Here is a 1268-nt window from a genome sequence, read left to right as displayed (position 1 = left end):
GTCACAGGTTCAAATCCTGTCCCCGCAACCAACAAAAAAAGCCCGCTTCACGCGGGCTTTTTGCGTTCGGACCGTGATCGATGGCGATTTTAACCTGCACCAGGGGTCGGAAGCAGGCGAAGCCGACGCCGTAGGACAGAAAAGCCAAATCATGAGCCAACCGCCCGCAGCTCGCAGGCCTTTTTGTTATTCGGCACCTTTGCCCACGCGAAGCCGGTTGGCTCCCGGCTCTGTCAGCGCGGCAACCGCCACGCGCCGGCGCGATGGTGACCGGACGCTTTGGACCCTGCAAAACCAGGCGACGAACCATTCTCTCGCCATCAGATCTTGGAAAACGAACCGTGATCGTGCGCTTCCAATCATTGCTATTATTGCTACCGGGCTTGATCGGCGCCATAATCTTCCAGGAGGTTGCCGTGCCCGATTACGCTCTGAACGACGAACCACTATGAGAGCTTCATCAGGAAGCAGCTCGAATCAGGCCGCTACAACAATGCCTGAGATGTTCGCGCCGGCCTACGTATGCTCGAGGATTTCGAGGCGGAGCGGGAGAGATGGCTGCGCGAGGAGGTTCCGGCGCGCCTGACCGAGCTCCGGCAGGATCCGGCTAAGGGCATCCCTGTCGAGACGGTTTTTCCGCGACTCGAGGCGCGTCATCACGCGAAGCAGGCGAAAGCCAAATAGGCAATGGAGTACCGCATTGTCTTCCACCCCAAGGCGGAACTGAACTCGGCCAGTTCTATGACGACGTAGCCGACCCGTGCGTCGCCGGCGATCGCTTGGAATTTCGTTGTCGGCATGCGCGACCATTGCCTGAGCGTGTCGACTTTTCCACAGTGCGGCACAGAGCGGGTCGAGATCATGCCTGGTCCGCGGATCATCAGCTGGCGACGTGCCGTCAGCATTGCTTTCGCAGTCGATGCCGAACGGGTCTGGTCCTGGGTATTTTTTCGCCGGCCGCAACATCACGGCGGAATTGCTGGAAGGCCGGCTCTGAAGCGCTGCTTAGGCTGGCGTGGGGATCGACACTCGCCAGGAGGCGATTCTCAGGCCGATGGCACGCACCTGCCGCCGCCTAGGTGGGAGCTTGGTAGAAGAGTGATCCTCAGCGGAACACCACTCACAATTTCAGCCAAGCCAGCTCACGAATTTCCGCCCCGTGGATATCTCCACGAGAAATCGAAAAAACATCGTCGATGACTGTTGACAGTTCTGGTTGGTGGCGACTATATACGCCTCACGAACGAGGGCGGTGCGCCGCTGGCGGC

1 protein-coding gene is annotated in these 1268 nt (G+C 59.5%); it reads right to left on the bottom strand.

From position 1 onward, the window contains the following. Positions 1-656: 656 nt before the first annotated feature. The gene (locus tag NKJ75_RS32740) at positions 657-905 is read right to left on the bottom strand and encodes a hypothetical protein (protein ID WP_023699417.1); all 249 of its coding nucleotides are present in this window, start codon (positions 903-905) and stop codon (positions 657-659) included. Between the last annotated feature and the right edge of the window lie 363 nt (positions 906-1268).

The organism is Mesorhizobium sp. M0058 (genome assembly GCF_040323095.1).
GTDB lineage: Bacteria > Pseudomonadota > Alphaproteobacteria > Rhizobiales > Rhizobiaceae > Mesorhizobium.
This window is presented reverse-complemented; position numbering and strand designations above follow the sequence as displayed.

Excerpts from the sequence above, each read along its gene's own strand:
- NKJ75_RS32740 (WP_023699417.1), bottom strand. The coding sequence starts at position 905 with ATGCTGACGGCACGTCGCCAGCTGATGATCCGCGGACCAGGCATGATC.